Below are 15,849 nucleotides of genomic sequence, written 5' to 3' on the forward strand. Positions count from 1 at the left end.
TCCGCGGGTCGGCGGCGCCCATCGGGCGCCGCCGTAGCATGCGGCCATTATAAGACAGGAAGGCGGGCAGGCGGGGCGCAACCCCTCGCCGCGTCAGCTGCGCGGGCGCTCCAAGAGCGCCACCAGGGCGAGCGCGACGTCAGCGAGCAGGGCGTAGTAGCCCGCCTGCGCGTCATGCACGCCCGAGCAGAAGCGCCGCGCCCAGGGCGAGAGGACGTCCTCGGCGAACGCGGCGGCGGCGTCGAGCAGGGCCGGGTCGTCGTCTCCGCGGCGGACGAGCTCGCTGCAGTAGAGCAGCTCGATGCCCACGTGGTCGGCGTACTGGTTGTTGTCCCCCGCCACGGAAAGCCCGATCTCCCTCAGGCGCTCCTGCATGCGGAAGGCCGGCTCCCCGAATCCGGACATCACCCCCTCGCCCACATGGAAGGTCTCCCACGGCGCCACCGCCGGCTCGGGCGGACCGACGAAGAGCCGGGCGTACTCCACCGACACCGCGCGCACGCGCTCGTCACGCGGGCGGCCCTCCCCTCCCTGCGCCCACTCGGCGCAGGCGGCGAGGGCGGAGGCGAGCGCCTCGTTCCCGAAGGCGGGGAAGGCCGCCCAGAAGGCCGGGTCGAGTCCCGCATCCGACGTCTGGCCCATCGGCTTGAGGAACGAGTTCCCCACGAAGGCCAGCGCCTCGGCAAGCTCGCGGCCGGATCCTCGCATGCGCTCCATGAAGGCCTCCTAGCGCTTCTCACCGTCCGGCCGCACGAGCAGGCCGACGAGCACCATGAAGCCGAGGATCACGAGCGAGATGACGCCGATCACCACGAGCACCTCGATCGGCGTAGGGGCGTAGGAGCTCAGCACGGCGAACGAGGCGGTGCCCGTCGCGTCCGCGGCCGCGCTTGAGCCCGAGATGATGCCGGGCGCGCCCATCACGTTGAGCGTGATGAAGGCCGTGAACAGCAGCCAGACGCGCTTGCAGAACACGCCGACGATGATGAGGACGCAGGCCAGGTTCAGCATCACGGGGTTAGAGCGGTTGCGCGCGAACACGAGGATGCAGAAGGGCACCACGAGTCCGCCGATGATCTCGAACCAGAAGAAGGGGGCAGTCGCACCGGCCATGAGCTCGCCCAGGATGACCGTCGCCCCCTCGGCGCCGGGATAGGCCATGGTCAGAAGCTCGCAGAAGATGAAGAACGCATCGACGGCGACGCAGGTGCACAGAAGCCCGGCCAGCGATGCCAGAAGCTCGCGCGAGGTGTCGTAGATGCCGGCCCTCTTGAGGATGCCGAGCACCACGAGGAGCAGCGCGAGGCCCGAGTCCATGGCCGAGGCTACGAAGATCGGGGCGAGGATGGCCGAGTACCATCCCTCCTTGGCCATCTCGAGGCCGAAGATCCAGGCGGTCACCGAGTGGACGAGGATGGCGCAAGGAAGCGCGAAGCGTGACACGATGGAGACGGCGTGCTGGTTCTTCTTCGTCATGAACACGAGGTAGAGCACGTTGATGATGAGGTAGCAGGTGATGACGCAGACGTCCCACAGAAGCGGCGAGGTGGGGTTGGGGCCGGTGAGGATGCGCCATACCCGCTGGATGCCGCCCAGGTCGATGAGGACGAACATGCCCGCCGCGCAGATGCACACCGTGGAGAGGATGATGGCGGGCAGCGCCACCGCCTTGAAGCGCGCGATGTGGAATACCGACGCCGAGGAGGCCACGATCAGGCCGCCGGCGGACAGGCCGACGAAGAACATGAAGTTGGTGATGTAGAGGCCCCAGGAGGTCCCGTTGTTCATCCCCGTCACCGTGAGGCCGAGCGCGAGCTGGTAGACCCAGCACCCCACGCCCACGGCCACCAGGATGGCCAGGACGGCCGTCAGGGCCTTGTTTCTCTTGAGCAGTTCCATGGAAGCCCTCCTAGTCGAAGTAGTGAACGGACGGACGCGTGCCCTGCTCCTCCAGGAGCGTCCACGCCTTGCGGTTCAGGATGGTCTGGGAGATCTCGCTGTCGGGATCGTCGAGGTCGCCGAAGATGCGGGCGTGGGCCGGGCAGCACACGACGCACATGGGCTCCTCGCCCAGATCGGTGCGCTCCTTGCACAGCGTGCACTTCTCCGCGACGCCCTTGTGCCGCTCGGGAACCGCCGCGTCGCCATAGCTCGCGCCGGTGACGCGGACGGGCTCCCGCCAGTTGAAGTTGCGGGCGTTGTAGGGGCAGGCGGCCATGCACATGCGGCAGCCGATGCACTTGTCGTAGTCGATCTCCACGCGGCCCTTATCGTCGCGATAGGTGGCGCCGGTGGGGCACACGCGCTGGCACGCGGCGTTCTGGCAGTGCTGGCAGGCGACGGGCAGGTACGTGCGCGTGACGTTGGGGTAGGTGCCCTCGGCGCCGTCCACCACGTCGCAGTTCTGGGTCAGCACGCGGTTCCACAGCATGCCCTCGGGAACGTTGTTCTGCATCTTGCACGACAGCGCGCAGGTATGGCAGCCGACGCAGCGGTCGAGGTTGATGGCGATGGCGAGTCTGGTCATGTCGTCCTCCTTAGGCCTTCTCGATCTCAACGAGCGTGTCCGAGAACGGGATGACCGGCCCGCACATGAGGTCGTAGCCGCGCTTTATCATCGTGTTGTTCGTGACGCTCTGCAGGTTGCCCTCGACGGTGTAGTCGGCGGTGGCCGCCTCATAGATCCTCACCGAGCCGGGGCGGATGGCGCTGTTGGCCGCGGCATGCACCTTGAAGCTGCCGCGATCGTTGTAGACGCGCACGACATCGCCCGTCGCCAGGCCGCGGCTCTCCATGTCGGCGGGGTTCAGCATGACGAGCGGCTCGTACATGAGCTGGAGCCAGTCGGAGTCGTAGAACTGGTTGTGGATGCGGAAGCGGGTGCGGGTGTTGGTGAGCTGGAGGGGAAACTGCGCGCGCAGCGCCTCGTCGGCGATCTCCTCGCAGGGCTCCCACTGGGGCAGCTCCTGGCCGAAGGGCACCATGGCGTCGTAGTACACCTCCATGCGGCCCGAGACGGTGGGGAACACCTTGTCGGGCACGACCTCGCGGATGACCTCGCGGTCGGGCACGGGCCAGACAGCGCCATTGTCGGCGATGTCCTCGACCGTGAGCGAGGACACCCACTCCTCCTCGGAGGTGGCGAGGATGGCCTCGCAGCGCTCGACGGAGCTTGCCGGGATGCCGCCCTCGATGCCGAGGCGCTGGGCGAGCTCGCGCTGGATCCACAGGTCGGTGCGGGCTTCGAAGAGCGGGTCGATGATCTTCTCCTGGATGACGATCTGGCTGTAGCCGGCCTTCACGTTGCCGAAGGGCTCGTCGTACTCGAAGCGCGAGGTGCACGGGAGAATGTAGTCAGACCACTTCGCGCCCTCGGTGAAGTAGGGATCCATGGTCACGATGAAGTCCAGGGTGTCGGCCCACGCGCAGGTCTCGTTCATGTTGGCCAGGTGCTGGGCCACGATGTCGCCGCAGAAGATGGCGGCGTGGCAGTTGTTCTCCTTGAACGGCATGTCGTAGATGCTCACCTCAGAGGCGGCCGTCTTCCAGTCCTCGGGGAGCTCCCACGCGCCGAGCGGCGCCGCATAGCTGTTGTAGGACTGCCCCACGTACACGCCGATGCCCGCGCCCGGCTTGGCGACGTTGCCCGTGACGGCCGCCAGGACGGCGGCGGCATGGCCGGCGATGTCGGCGTTGGTCATCTTGTCGTTGCCGCCCCACCCGAGCGCGAGCGATGAGGGGCCCTCGGCGTACTCCTCGGCGAGCGCCGCGATGCGCTCGGCCGGGATGCCCGTCACCTCGGCGGCCCATTCCAGGGTGTAGGGGCGCTGCGTGTCCTGCAGCAGGTCCCAGGCCGTCACGGCGCGCCGTCCGTTGACCTCCACCGTGCCCGAGAGCGCCGGGCTCGCGCACTGCGTGTGGGCGGCGGCCGCGCCCGTCGCGGGATCGATCACGAAGAAGGGGTTCTGCTCGCCCGTCTCGGGCTCCTCGGCGTCGGCGGCCTCCTCGTGGTCGCGGATGAGCAGCCCGCTTTCGGCGTCGACGAGGAAGGGAAGGCTCGTGTGCTGCGCCATGAACTCGGCGTCGACGAGGTTTTCGTCGATGATATGCGTCGTCATGCCCAGGAAGAGCGCCGCATCGGTGCCCGGCTCGATGGGAATCCACTCGTCGGACTTGCTCGCCGTGGTGGAGTAGTGCGGGTCGACCGTCACCATGTGGGCGCCGGCCTCCTTCGCGTCGAAGAACGTGAAGCAGTTCGGCAGGCTCGACTCGCAGTAGTTCGAGCCGACGGTCAGCACGAGCTTCGAGCGCTGCCAGTCGCGTGCCTCGGGGGCGCACATGGCGTAGCCCGAGCCGAATCCCATGGCGGGGTCGAGGCCGTTGCCGGTACCCACGTCGATGCCGTCGAAGCCGCCCGTTTGCGCGCCGAGCATGGGCGCGAGGAAGCCGAAGTCGGCCTCAGCGGTCGCCACCACCATGATGGAGTCGCGCCCGTAGGCCGCCTGCGTCTCCTTGATGTGGGCAGCGATCTCGTCGAGCGCCTGATCCCAGCTGATGGGCTCGAACTGGCCGGAGCCTCGCTCGCCGGCACGCTTGAGCGGGGACTGCACGCGGCCCTTGCCGTAGACGTGCGCCACCTCGGAGATGCCCTTGAGGCAGATCGTGCGGAAGTCGAGGTTGCCGACCCCGTTGGGCTCCACCTTGACCATGCGCCCGTCGCGCACGGTGCAGGCCAGCGAGCACATGCCGCCGCAGTGGCTCTGATGGTAGGTGCGCGCCACGTGCTCGGCGGGTGCGGCGCCGGCCGGCGCCAGCCAGCCGCTCGTCGTCGTCATGCCTGCCACGCCGGCCAGGCCCAGAGACGCAGCCGCGGCGCCGCTCGCCTTCAGGAACCCGCGACGGCTCACCGTGGCCGACGAAGTTGAAGATTCGGTCATCTCTCCTCCTTGCTCTCACCTTCTCGAGGTTTCCGAACTAGGCGAAAGTATAGGAAGCGCGACGGGTAATTTCCAGGAAACAACTTCTCCCTGATAGGCTTCTGATCAGGAGATATTCAATTTTTTCCGAGAACTTCAGTGAACAAAGGCCACCCGTGGGCGAAAGCGGCAGACCTGCCGCCGGAAGCGGTGACCTCCCCTATTTCCTCTTGGGGTAGTCCAGGCGGCGGGCCAGGACGAAGAGCACGGCGGCCGCCGCGAGCAAAAGCGCGATGGTGGCGCCTCGCCCGACGGAGAGGTCCTGGTAGCCGATGGCCAGGACGAGCACGCCGAAGACGCCCATGAGCGCGCAGAGGGCGGCAAGCCAGCGCAGGTAGCGGGGGCTATTCCCCATCGTCACCACGTTCCTTCCTCGTCTCACGCACCACGTCGACGGCGTGGGCGTGCCGGATGCGATCGGCGGGGGGACGCCACGCGGGGTCATCGAGTGCCCGAAAGGCGCGGGCGGCCGCCGAGCGGTCTGACACCCGGATGGCGTTGACGTGCCCGTCCTCGAACTCGCGCGCCCAGGCGCTCTTCGGCGGCATCCATGCCACCGCGAGCGCCTCGAGCGCGGTGCCCGCCACCAGGGTGAGCCCGTTGATGGCAGCCACGTCCCCCGGCATGGCGCCGAGCCCGACCGCCGTGGCCGCCACCCCGCCTATGAGGTAGCCGGCCAAGGCGTAGCCGAGGGCCCGCCAGGGGCCCGCGTCGGCGTAGGTGAGCCCCAGGCCCACGGCCACGGCGGCGACGAGCTCGAGGGAGGGCAAGAGCACGCCGCCCAGGGGCAAGAGTCCCGCCAGCCCCACGGCCAGGGACAGCGCCAGCACGATGAGCAGCGGGGCGCCCAACCGGGCCAGCCGCGCGGCGAAGCCCAGGGCCGCCGGCGCATCCAGGCAGCGGGTGCGCACGAGGCGCCCGTGGGGAGCGCGCAGCGACCCGCGCGGGGCCGGGCGGCCAAGACCGGCCAGCTCCCCCACCTTGACGAAGGCGAGCCCCAGCGCCGCGGCCACGACGATGAGGCCGGCTATCACCATGTTGACGGTCACGGGCACCTCCCACGCTCCTTCTGAATTTTCCGTAGCTAATCTTAGCGCGCCGCCCGCACGAGCGAGGGAAAGTACGCCGATTGTTACAATAGGCGCAAACCTGCCGAGCGCGAAAGCGAGCCGCCATGAGCCTGTCACCCGAGCACGCGTCCATCCCCTACCGCGCCCTCGACCCCGCCGTCGAGGCGGCCATACGCGCCGACCGGGCGGCCGGGCGAGCCCACCCCCTGCGCTTCGACGACGCGCGCGTCACGCGGCGCGAGACCAATCCCCACGACGAGGCCACCCTCACCCGCCCCGCCTTCGCGCGCGACATCGAGAAGATCCTCAACATCCCCGCCTACAACCGCTACGCGGACAAGACGCAGGTGTTCTCGTTCGTCCAGAACGACGACATCTCGCGCCGCGGGCTCCACGTGCAGCTCGTGAGCCGCATCGCGCGGGGCATCGGCAGCCTGCTCGGGCTCAACTGCGAGCTCATCGAGGCCATCGCGCTCGGGCATGACGTGGGCCACACGCCCTTCGGACATGCCGGCGAGCGCTTCCTCTCGCGCTGCTACCATGCGCGCACGGGGCGCTACTTCAACCACAACGTGCAGTCGGTGCGCGTGCTCGACGCGCTCTACCGCCGCAACGTGTCGCTCCAGACCCTCGACGGCGTGCTCTGCCACAACGGGGAGTTCGCCCAGCAGGAGCTGCGCCTGGGAGACGTGGCGGACTTCGCGCGTCTTGATGAGCTGGTGGAGGCGTGCAACGCCGACGAGCGGGCCATCGGCGAGCTGCGTCCCTCCACGCTTGAGGGCTGCGTCGTGCGCGTGAGCGACATGATCGCCTACCTGGGCAAGGACCGTCAGGACGCGCTTGCCATGGGCGTGCTCGACTCCCTCGACGTCTTCGAGAGCGACTACATTGGCGCGGACAACGCGCGCATCATCAACAACCTCACCGTGGACATCGTCAACAACAGCTACGGCACCGACCGCATCGCGCTGTCGCCGGAGGCCTTCGCCGACCTCAAGCGTGCCAAGCGCCAGAACTACGAGGAGATCTACCTCAAGGAGGGCATGGTCGACGACGCGGAGAACGTAGCGGAGGAGATGTTCGCGGAGCTCTACGACCGGCTGCTCGACGACGTGCGCGCCGGCGACGAGTCCTCGCCGGTGTTTCGCCACCACATCGCGCGCCTGAGCGCGCTCTCGCGCACCCTCGACCCGGCGGCCTACCTGGCCGAGGGCCCCGACCAGGTGGTGGTCGACTACCTGGCGTCCATGACCGACAGCTACTTCATGGCCCTCTATGACCACCTCTTCCCCACCTCGGGCAAGGCCATCATGCCGCGCGACTACTGCTTCGACCTGGCGTAGCGCCCGGGCGGGGCAGCAGGGCCCGCGGCGCCGTCCGGGCGCAGGGGAACCCGGCGCGACGCCTTCCTAGAGCAGCCCCTCGGGCTCGAACCCCTCGTCTACCTGGTGGCAGGCGGGATCGTCGGCGGCGGTGGTGGCCAGCTGGTCGCAGCGCTCGTTCTCCGGATGGCCGGCATGCCCCTTCACCCACACGAAGCGCACGTCATGGGGCTCCTTGGCCGCCAGGAGGCGCTTCCACAGGTCCGTGTTCTTGACGGGCTCCTTCTTCGCGTTCTTCCAGCCGCGCTTGAGCCAGCCGTCCACCCAGCGCTGGTTGAACGCGTTCACCACGTACTGGGAGTCGGAGTAGAGCGTCACCGCGCAGGGACGTTTGAGCGCCTCGAGCGCCGTGATGGCGCCGAGCAGCTCCATGCGGTTGTTGGTGGTGCGCGAAAAGCCGCCCGACAGCTCCAGCTCGCGAACCTCGCCGCTTGCCAGGCGGCAGCGCAGCACCGCGCCGTAGCCGCCGGGGCCGGGGTTGCCGCGGGCGGCGCCGTCGGTGTAGATGTCCACGTTCATGGGGCCTCCTTCAGGCGGTCGGTTCAGTCGGGCGGGGGGGCGCGGCAACGAGCCGGGCTAAGCCTAGCAGCCGGGCGGCGGCAGCTCGCGCTCGACGCGCTCGCCCAAGTCGATCAGCTCCTGGCGGCTGTGCACGCCGCACTTGGCGTAGATGCGCCGCATGTGGGTGTCCACCGTGTTCTTCGAGATGAACAGCTCGGCGGCCATGCGCTCGCTCGTGCGCCCGCGCAGGGCGAGCGGCAGAAGCTCCGCCTCGCGCTTGGAGAGCCCGGCGTCGGCCGCGATGGCGCGGCACGCCTCCTCGAAGCGGTCGGTGCGCTCCACCGCCACCGAGAGCGCGCGCAGGTCGCGGTCGGTGAACAGGAACAGGTAGGCGTAGAGCACGGCGATGCCCGCCAGCGCCACCACGGCGAAGGACGCCACGCGCCCCAGCGGCAGGGCGCCGAGGGCGACGCCCGTCCCCAGGCCCGCTATCTCGCCGGCGAACAGCGCCGCGAAGCCCCGGGCGAACGAGAGGGCCGCGTCATGGCCCGAGATGCGCCCCATGGCCAGGAACAGCGAGATGAGCACGGCGAACATGCCCAGGTAACCGGCGAGCACCACCGATTCCCCGGGGACGGAGAAGCTCCCGAGCAGGGGCACGAAGAGAAAGCCGCTCATCATGAGGAGCACGGCCAGGCGGTAGGCGCCGTCAAGCGGCCCGGCGTCCGCGCCGCCGGCGGTGGGCAGCACGGCGCGCACGCCCGCGAGCGGGGTGCCGCCGTAGAGCTGGAGCGCGGCCAGGCAGTAGAGCACGAACAGGAACAGCGTGAGGCCGAGGGCCGTCACGTCATCGCCCGCGCGCGACGCGAAGGCCTCCACCGCGCCGGCGGCCACGCCGTAGAGTGCCGTGCCGCCGAGGATGCGCCCGGAGAGCTGCGCGGCCTCCTCGGCGACGCGGCGCGCGGGCTCGGAGGCGGGAGGCTCCTCCCCCGCCGGCGCGAGGACGCGCAGGGCGGCGCCGCTGCCGAGCGGCAGGGCGAAGAGCACGAGGTAGAGCCCCTCGATGGGCAGGGCGGCGAAGATGAGGCACACCACGGCGCCGAGGGCCGAGCCGATGAACACCTCGGGGACGGACCGCTCGATGGGAACGGCGCCGAGGGCCCGGCCCCACGCACCGAGGAGAAGCGCCGTGGGCACGCCCAGGCACAGGCCCTCGAGCCCCACGAGGACCGGCCAGGGGGCGACCCCCGCCCAGCCGAGCGCGGCCAGCGCGACGCCCGCGACGGCGAGCGGCGCCGCCCGAAGCCCGATGAGCGCGTCGCTCGCCCGGGAGAGGGCCCGGCGGCACCGTCCGGCACCCGCCAGCACGAAGGCGGCGATCATGCACACGAGCACGGCCACGAGCCCCGCCCGCCCGGCGGCTGCGGGCGCCGGGCCGAGCGGCAGGCCCAGGTAGAGCAGCGCGAAGAGGAAGCCCTGGTTGCACGCGAAGCCCAGGATCGACGCGCGAGCCTGGCGCACGCGTCCCTCAGACGTGGTCACGGGGCACCCCCCTCCCAGAGAAAGCGCCGCGAGCCTGAAGGGGGCTGCGGCGCGGCGATCAGCTGCACGCTCGGCGGCCGAGAGGCATCCGAGCAGGGCCATTGTACTAAATGAGCGAAGGCGCCGGCCCCTCGCGGGCGGCGCCTTCGGCGAATCTCTATGGAAGCGGGTGCGGCGCCTTCGCGCGCAGGACTAGTCCTCCTCGACGGTGACGACCTTCTTCACCACGCGCTTCTTCTTGGGAGCATCCTCCACCGCGCCCTCGGCGATCTTGGCGGTGGGCTTGGCGGGGGCGTCCTCCACGACCTCCTCGACCACCTCAGCGTCCTCGTCCTTGCCCGCGCCCATGCCGTCGCGCAGGCTCTTGACGGACTTGCCGAGCGCGCTGCCGAGCTTGGGAAGGTTCTTGGGGCCGAAGATGAGCAGGACGACGACGAGGATGATGACGAGCTCGGGAACGCCAAGGCCGAGGATCTTCATAGCGGGTACTCCTTCTTTTCGGTGAATGCGGCGCCGGGGGCTCTGCCGGCCGGTGCCGTGTTTATCGACGCCGCCCACTATGCCCCAGCCTCCTGCGGCGCGCTATCACGCAGAACGGTGATTCTGTCACGCCTAACCCGGTTTTTCCTGTCACGCAAAGGCGTGACAGAGCGCATCTTTCCTGGTCAGAGGCGCATGTGCGTGCAGAGGCGCAAAAAAGGGGCGCTCGGCACCAGCCGAGACGCCCCCTTTGGCGGATAGCCCGTCCCAGAGCCTAGAGCATGGCCTGGATGGCGATGAACAGCGGCGAGAAGGTGAGCGCCACGATGGTCATCAGGTTGATGAGAATGTTCATGGACGGACCGGAGGTGTCCTTGAACGGGTCGCCCACGGTATCGCCCACGACAGCAGCCTTGTGGGCCTCCGAGCCCTTGCCGCCGTGGTGGCCCTGCTCGATGTACTTCTTCGCGTTGTCCCAAGCGCCGCCGGCGTTGGACATGAAGATGGCCATGAGCATGCCGGTAGCCACGGCGCCGGCGAGGAAGCCGCCGAGCATGGCCGGGTTGAAGCAGCCGATGGCCACGGGGACGATGATGGCCAGGACGCCCGGCGTCATCATCTCCTTGAGGGCCGAGGAGGTGGAGATGGCCACGCACTTGTCGTACTCGGGCTCGGCCTCGTACTCCATGATGCCCTTGATCTCGCGGAACTGGCGACGCACCTCCTCCACCATGGCGTGGGCCGCGCGGGACACCGCGCCCATGGTGAGGGCGGCGAACATGAACGGCATCATGGCGCCGATGAAGATGCCGGCCACGATCATCGGATCGGTCAGCGTCAGCTCGAAGTTGGGGATGGAGTGGTGCATCGTGGCCTGGAAGGACACGAACAGCGAGATGGCGGACAGGCCCGCGGACGCGATGGCGAAGCCCTTCGCGATGGCCGCGGTGGTGTTGCCCACCGCGTCGAGCGCATCGGTGCGGTCGCGCACCTCCTCGGGCAGGCCGGCCATCTCGGCGATGCCGCCGGCATTGTCGGCCACAGGACCGTAGGCGTCGACGCCGATGGTGATGGCGGTGTTGGAGAGCATGCCGGTGGCGGCCAGGCCGACGCCGAACAGGCCCACGGCGATGCCGCCCTCGAGCGAGGCGTTCGGGAATGCCATGTTGCCGAACGTGAACGCGCCGATGATGGCGAGAGCGACCAGCACGATGGGGGCGATGGTGGAGAGCATGCCGGTGCCGATGCCCTCGATGATGACCGTCGCGGCGCCGGTCTCGGCGGCCTCGGCGATCTTGTGGACGGGCTTGTGGTGGTCAGAGCAGAAGTACTCGGTGATCTTGCCGATGGCGAGGCCCGCCACCAGGCCGCAGATGACGGAGCCGAACAGGAAGATGGGCTGCGCCTCGGCGGACTGCGACTGCCAGACGGAGAACAGCACGAAGATCACGATGATCTCGATGGCGGCGGCCAGGTAGGTGCCGCGGTTGAGGGCCTTGTGCAGGTCCGCGCCCTCCTTGGTGCGGACGGCGAACAGGCCGATGATGGAGGTGATGATGCCGCAGGCCGCGATGACCACGGGGGTCACGATGGCCCACACGAAGTCGCCGGTGCCGAAGTAGCCGCCAAGCGCGCCGAAGGTGACGGCAAGGATAGTGGGGGCCAGGATGGAGCCGGTGTAGGACTCGAACAGGTCGGCGCCCATGCCGGCCACGTCGCCCACGTTGTCGCCCACGTTGTCGGCGATGGTGGCGGGGTTGCGGGGGTCGTCCTCGGGGATGCCGGCCTCGACCTTGCCCACGAGGTCCGCGCCCACGTCAGCGGCTTTGGTGTAGATGCCGCCGCCCACGCGGGCGAACAGGGCCACGGCAGAGGCGCCGGTGGCGAAGCCCTCGACCATGCCGATGTTCTCGTGCATGAGCACCGGGTCGAGCACGTTCACGCCGAACACGAGGAAGATGAGCCACAGCGACAGGCCCATGAGGGCGAACGACGCCACGCACAGGCCCATGGTGAGGCCCGACTTGAAGCTCACGTTGAGGGCCTTGGCCACGGACTCCTCGGCCGCGTAGGCGGTGCGGGTGTTGGCGCGGGTGGCCACGTGCATGCCGACGTAGCCCGCCGCGGCGGACATGACGCCGCCGGTGACGAAGGCGAGCGCGGTGATGGGGCTGAGCGCGATGGCCATCACGACGGCCACGACCACCATGAAGATGATGAGCAGCTTGTACTCGCTCATGAGGAACGCCTTGGCGCCCTGCTGGATCTTGATGGAGATGTTGTTCATCTTGTCCGGGCCGGGGTTCTGTCGGAGAACCCAGTTGCCCAGATAGGCTGCCACCAGCACGCCGATGAGGGCGCAGATGGGGGCAAGCCAGGCTACTTGTGTAGTCACGGACCTTCCTCCTTGGGTAAGTGCTGTTGTCTCGGGTACGACGATACGGTCTTCGGGCCTGGCATTCTCGGCCGGAAAACCGTAACTACGGCATTTTAGGCGACTTGGAGGAATTGTGAAGGGGGCGCGCCCGCCTTTTCCGGGCTAACGCGCCCCCAGCCCAGCAGACGGCGCCGGCGACGGCGCGCCTAGAGGTTGTCCCGCACCCACTGGATGTTGGCGGTGATGGTGGCCACGAGCTCGTCGGCGTCGGCGAACACGCGCATGGGACGCAGCCACTCGACGAACTCCACGGTCATGGGCTGGCCGTAGACGTCCTGGTCGAAGTCGAGCAGGTGGGCCTCGACGGTGGCCGTGGAGGCGTCGGCGAAGGTGGCGGCCACGCCCACGTTGACGGCGGCGCGGTAGCGCTGGCCGCCGACCACGGCCCAGCAGGCGTACACCCCGTCGCCCACGGCCCGCAGCCCATCGGGCACGCGGAGGTTGGCCGTGCGGATGCCGAACGCCCGGCCCTCGCCGCGGCCAGGCTCTACCGTGCCGGCAAGCGCGTAGGGCCGCCCGAGCAGCTCGGCGGCCTCGGCCACGCGACCCGCGCCCAGAAGCCCCCGGATGCGGGTGGCCGTCACCGGCGCGCCGTCATCGGCCAGAAGCTCGTGGCCCACCGCGCGCATGCCGCGGGGCGCGCCCCAGGCAGCCAGGTCGGCCACGGTGCCCGCTCCCCGCGCGCCGAAGCGGAAGTCGGCGCCCACGTGCAGCTCGGCGGGGACGGCCGGCCCCAGGAACCGGTCGAGGAACGCCTCGGGGGCGAGCGCGGCGAACTCAGGCGTGAAGGGCAGGATCACCACGGCGTCAACGGGCAGGGCGGCCAGCGCCTCGATGCGCGCCTCGTTGGCCATGAGCTTGCGCAGCTCATCGGGGCGGAACAGCTCGTCGGGATCCACGTCGAAGGTGATGACCGCCGAGACGCCCCCGCGCGAGCGGGCCGCGTCGGCAGCCGCGCCTATGATGAAGCGGTGCCCCTCATGCACGCCGTCGAACACGCCGAAGGCGCACGAGGCGCCCGTCAGGGCCGCGCGCGCGGCCGCCCCCGATCCCTTCCTATATATCTGAGCCACGGATCACTCCCGTCGAGAAGACGCACCGCGGCCGGTAGCGGCCGCGCTCCTGCTCATAGGCGTAGACGGCGGCCAGGCGGTTGGCAGACACGAGCGAGATGAGCTCGCCGTCGCGCGGCGGCTCGCAGCTCTCGCGCACCCCCGCCGTGCAGGCGCAGAACTCGGCATCGGCCGCGCACGAGCGCCGCTCGCAGAGCGCGAGCGCATCGGCCGGCAGCGGGTTGCCGTTGGCGAGCAAGGCTGCGGCCGGGCCCTCAGCATAGGCGAAGCGCAGGCCGAGCAGGCGCACGGGGTCGAGCGCGGCGCGCGGGCCCACCTCCTCGAGCGCCTCGAGCGTCACGCACTCGTCGAGCGCAAGCCGGCCGGCCGCCAGGCGGCGCAGGGCGCCCACGTGGGCCGGGCAGTCCACCGCCACGCCGATGTCGCGCGCGAGCGAGCGGACGTAGGTGCCCTTCGACACGTGGAACACGATGTCCCACGAGGGAGGCGCCATGCCGTCGGCCCCGTTTACAGCCAGAAGCTGCGCGTCGTAGACCTCGATGTCGCGCGGCTCCAGGTTGATGATGCGCCCCTTGCGCGCCTCGTCGCACGCCTTGCGCCCGCCCACCTTGATGGCCGAGTACACCGGCGGCAGCTGCTTGTGGCGCCCCACGAGGGAGGCGACGAAGACCGAGGCGAAGAAGGGGTCGAGCAGCTCATCGGGCACCGGTGCGGTGCGCGTGACCTCGCCGTCCGCGTCGTCGGTGTCGGTGGCGGCGCCGAAGACGACGCGCACCTCGTAGCGCTTGTCGTGCCCCGCCAGGTAGGCGTCGAGGCGGGTGGCGGGCCCCACGCACACGGCGAGCACGCCCGAGGCGAGCGGGTCAAGGGTGCCGGCGTGCCCCACGCGCCGCTCGCCGAACACGCGGCGGCAGCGGTTCACCACGTCATGCGAGGTCATGCCCGCGGGCTTGTCCACCCCCACGACGAGCGACAGGCCCGACTCGCCGCGCCTCACAAGACCTCCCCATCGGCGGCGGCCAGCGCCGCCAGGCGCCCGCGCAGCAGCGCGACGGCGTCATCGAGGGGGCCGTCCAAGGTGAAGCCGGCGGCAGCACGGTGCCCGCCGCCTCCCAGCTCGCAGGCAAGCGCGGCCACGTCGGCATCGCCCTTGGCGCGCAGGCTGCCGCGCACCTGGCCGTCCTGCTCGCGCAGCATGCAGGCGATCGCGACGCCCTCGATGGCGCGCAGCACGTCGATGAGCGGCTCAGCGTCCGGCCGGGAGGCGCCGCAGGCGGCGAAGTCGGCCGCCGAGAGCCAGCTCAGGGCCGTGCGGCCATCGGCGGAGAGCTCCAGGTGCGCGATGGCCACGGCCTCCAGCAGCACCGACGCGAGCCGGCGGTTCTGGTACACCTCGCGCGCGATGGCGCCCGGCGCAGCCCCGGCGGCCACCATCTGGGCCGCCGCCTCGAAGGCCGCGGCATCGGCGTTCTGGTACTGGAAGCGCCCCGTATCGGTCATGAGACCGGTGTAGGCGCAGGTGGCGATGGCCTTGTCGTAGTCGACGCCGAGATGGCCTACGAGCCGCCAGACGAGCAGGGCCGTGGCCGCGGCATCCGGGTCGGTGTAGCTCAGGTGGCTCATGGCCTTGGGCACGGCGTGATGGTCCACGGTGATGGTGAGCGGCGCGACGCGGCGCACGGCGTCGGCGGCGCCCAGGCGCTCGGGCGTGGGCACGTCCACCGCCACGAAGCACTCCACGTAGTCCCCAAACGACGAGGCGGGCACGAGGCGATCGGCCCCGGGCAAAAAGGCGAGCGTGCCCTCGAGCGGCTCGTCGGTCGCCAGCAGGCAGAAGACGCGCTTGCCGAGCGCGCGCAGGGCGCAGGCGAGCGCGAGCTGAGATCCCACGCAGTCGCCATCGGGGCTCACATGCCCGCAGATGGCCACCGAGGAGCATCCCATGAGGGCCTCGGCGATGCCCTCGAGGGTGGTGTTGGTCTGAGGGGTGACGGTCACGGCGCTAGATCTCCTCGCCCTCGTCCGCCGCCGTCTCGGCCGTCGCGCGACGCGCCTTCTCCTCGGCGAGGTACTTGCCCACGGTCTCCGCGGCATCCACCGACCCGTCGCGGTAGAAGCGCAGCTCAGGCGCTACGCGCCAGGACAGCTTCCTGGCCATGAGCGAGCGGATGCGCCCGCGGGCGCCCTCGAGGGCAGCGGCCGCGTCCGCATAGCGCTCGGGCTCGCAGGTGTAGTAGACGTTGCAGGCGCTGCGATCGTAGCTCACCTCGCAGCCGGTGACGGTGACCAGGGTAAGACGCGGGTCGGACACCTCGAACAGCAGGATAGACGCGATGACCTCGCGCGCCTGCTCGTTGACCTTGCGGTTGGACGCTCCCTGCTTCATCG

15 protein-coding genes are annotated in these 15,849 nt (G+C 69.9%); 1 reads left to right on the forward strand and 14 read right to left on the reverse strand.

The window, feature by feature from the left end; genetic code table 11:
* Positions 1-93: 93 nt before the first annotated feature.
* The 6 genes from AC6I0Y_RS05675 to AC6I0Y_RS05700 form a co-directional block, all read right to left on the reverse strand.
* A complete protein-coding gene (locus tag AC6I0Y_RS05675; protein ID WP_236643244.1) occupies positions 94-717 on the reverse strand; it encodes a TorD/DmsD family molecular chaperone in 624 nt (207 codons plus the stop codon).
* A 9-nt stretch (positions 718-726) separates the two neighbouring features.
* Positions 727-1,899, reverse strand: coding sequence for an NrfD/PsrC family molybdoenzyme membrane anchor subunit (gene nrfD / locus AC6I0Y_RS05680; protein ID WP_160707480.1), 1,173 nt, complete (start codon positions 1,897-1,899; stop codon positions 727-729).
* Positions 1,900-1,909: 10 nt separating this feature from the next.
* The gene (locus AC6I0Y_RS05685) at positions 1,910-2,527 is read right to left on the reverse strand and encodes a 4Fe-4S dicluster domain-containing protein (protein ID WP_160707482.1); all 618 of its coding nucleotides are present in this window, start codon (positions 2,525-2,527) and stop codon (positions 1,910-1,912) included.
* A 10-nt stretch (positions 2,528-2,537) separates the two neighbouring features.
* A complete protein-coding gene (locus AC6I0Y_RS05690) occupies positions 2,538-4,937 on the reverse strand; it encodes a molybdopterin-containing oxidoreductase family protein (protein ID WP_160707484.1) in 2,400 nt (799 codons plus the stop codon).
* Between the two features lie 199 nt (positions 4,938-5,136).
* Entirely contained in the window at positions 5,137-5,331 is a 195-nt protein-coding gene (locus AC6I0Y_RS05695; RefSeq protein WP_160707486.1) for a preprotein translocase subunit SecE, read from the reverse strand.
* Positions 5,321-6,031: a hypothetical protein gene (locus tag AC6I0Y_RS05700; RefSeq protein ID WP_497730041.1), complete on the reverse strand. Its 711-nt coding sequence runs from the start codon at positions 6,029-6,031 to the stop codon at positions 5,321-5,323. Before AC6I0Y_RS05700 ends, AC6I0Y_RS05695 begins: the two co-directional genes overlap by 11 nt.
* Positions 6,032-6,150: 119 nt before the next feature.
* On the opposite strand from AC6I0Y_RS05700, the gene AC6I0Y_RS05705 reads away from it, so the two are divergent.
* A complete protein-coding gene (locus AC6I0Y_RS05705; RefSeq protein WP_497730043.1) occupies positions 6,151-7,389 on the forward strand; it encodes a deoxyguanosinetriphosphate triphosphohydrolase family protein in 1,239 nt (412 codons plus the stop codon).
* Positions 7,390-7,455: 66 nt separating this feature from the next.
* On the opposite strand, the gene rnhA is transcribed toward AC6I0Y_RS05705, so the two are convergent.
* The 8 genes from rnhA to rbfA all read right to left on the reverse strand — a co-directional run bounded on the left by rnhA (position 7,456) and on the right by rbfA (position 15,847).
* Positions 7,456-7,947, reverse strand: a complete 492-nt coding sequence (gene rnhA, locus AC6I0Y_RS05710) for a ribonuclease HI (protein ID WP_160707492.1) — start codon at positions 7,945-7,947, stop codon at positions 7,456-7,458.
* A gap of 63 nt (positions 7,948-8,010) precedes the next feature.
* Positions 8,011-9,471, reverse strand: coding sequence for a helix-turn-helix transcriptional regulator (locus AC6I0Y_RS05715; RefSeq protein ID WP_497730045.1), 1,461 nt, complete (start codon positions 9,469-9,471; stop codon positions 8,011-8,013).
* Positions 9,472-9,663: 192 nt separating this feature from the next.
* A complete protein-coding gene (gene tatA / locus AC6I0Y_RS05720) occupies positions 9,664-9,951 on the reverse strand; it encodes a twin-arginine translocase TatA/TatE family subunit (protein ID WP_160707496.1) in 288 nt (95 codons plus the stop codon).
* 274 nt (positions 9,952-10,225) lie between these two features.
* Positions 10,226-12,346, reverse strand: coding sequence for a sodium-translocating pyrophosphatase (locus tag AC6I0Y_RS05725; protein ID WP_497730047.1), 2,121 nt, complete (start codon positions 12,344-12,346; stop codon positions 10,226-10,228).
* 188 nt (positions 12,347-12,534) lie between these two features.
* Complete coding sequence (ribF, locus tag AC6I0Y_RS05730; RefSeq protein WP_497730049.1) at positions 12,535-13,461, reverse strand: bifunctional riboflavin kinase/FMN adenylyltransferase; 927 nt, start codon at positions 13,459-13,461, stop codon at positions 12,535-12,537.
* Entirely contained in the window at positions 13,445-14,458 is a 1,014-nt protein-coding gene (gene truB, locus AC6I0Y_RS05735) for a tRNA pseudouridine(55) synthase TruB (RefSeq protein ID WP_497730050.1), read from the reverse strand. The genes ribF and truB overlap by 17 nt, the downstream gene beginning before the upstream one ends.
* On the reverse strand, positions 14,455-15,459 hold the full coding sequence (locus tag AC6I0Y_RS05740; protein ID WP_497730052.1) for a DHH family phosphoesterase: 1,005 nt from the start codon (positions 15,457-15,459) through the stop codon (positions 14,455-14,457). Before AC6I0Y_RS05740 ends, truB begins: the two co-directional genes overlap by 4 nt.
* 4 nt (positions 15,460-15,463) lie before the next feature.
* Complete coding sequence (rbfA, locus tag AC6I0Y_RS05745) at positions 15,464-15,847, reverse strand: 30S ribosome-binding factor RbfA (protein ID WP_160707504.1); 384 nt, start codon at positions 15,845-15,847, stop codon at positions 15,464-15,466.
* Positions 15,848-15,849 lie beyond the last annotated feature (2 nt).

Source organism: Adlercreutzia sp. St.1H8 (genome assembly GCF_059728655.1).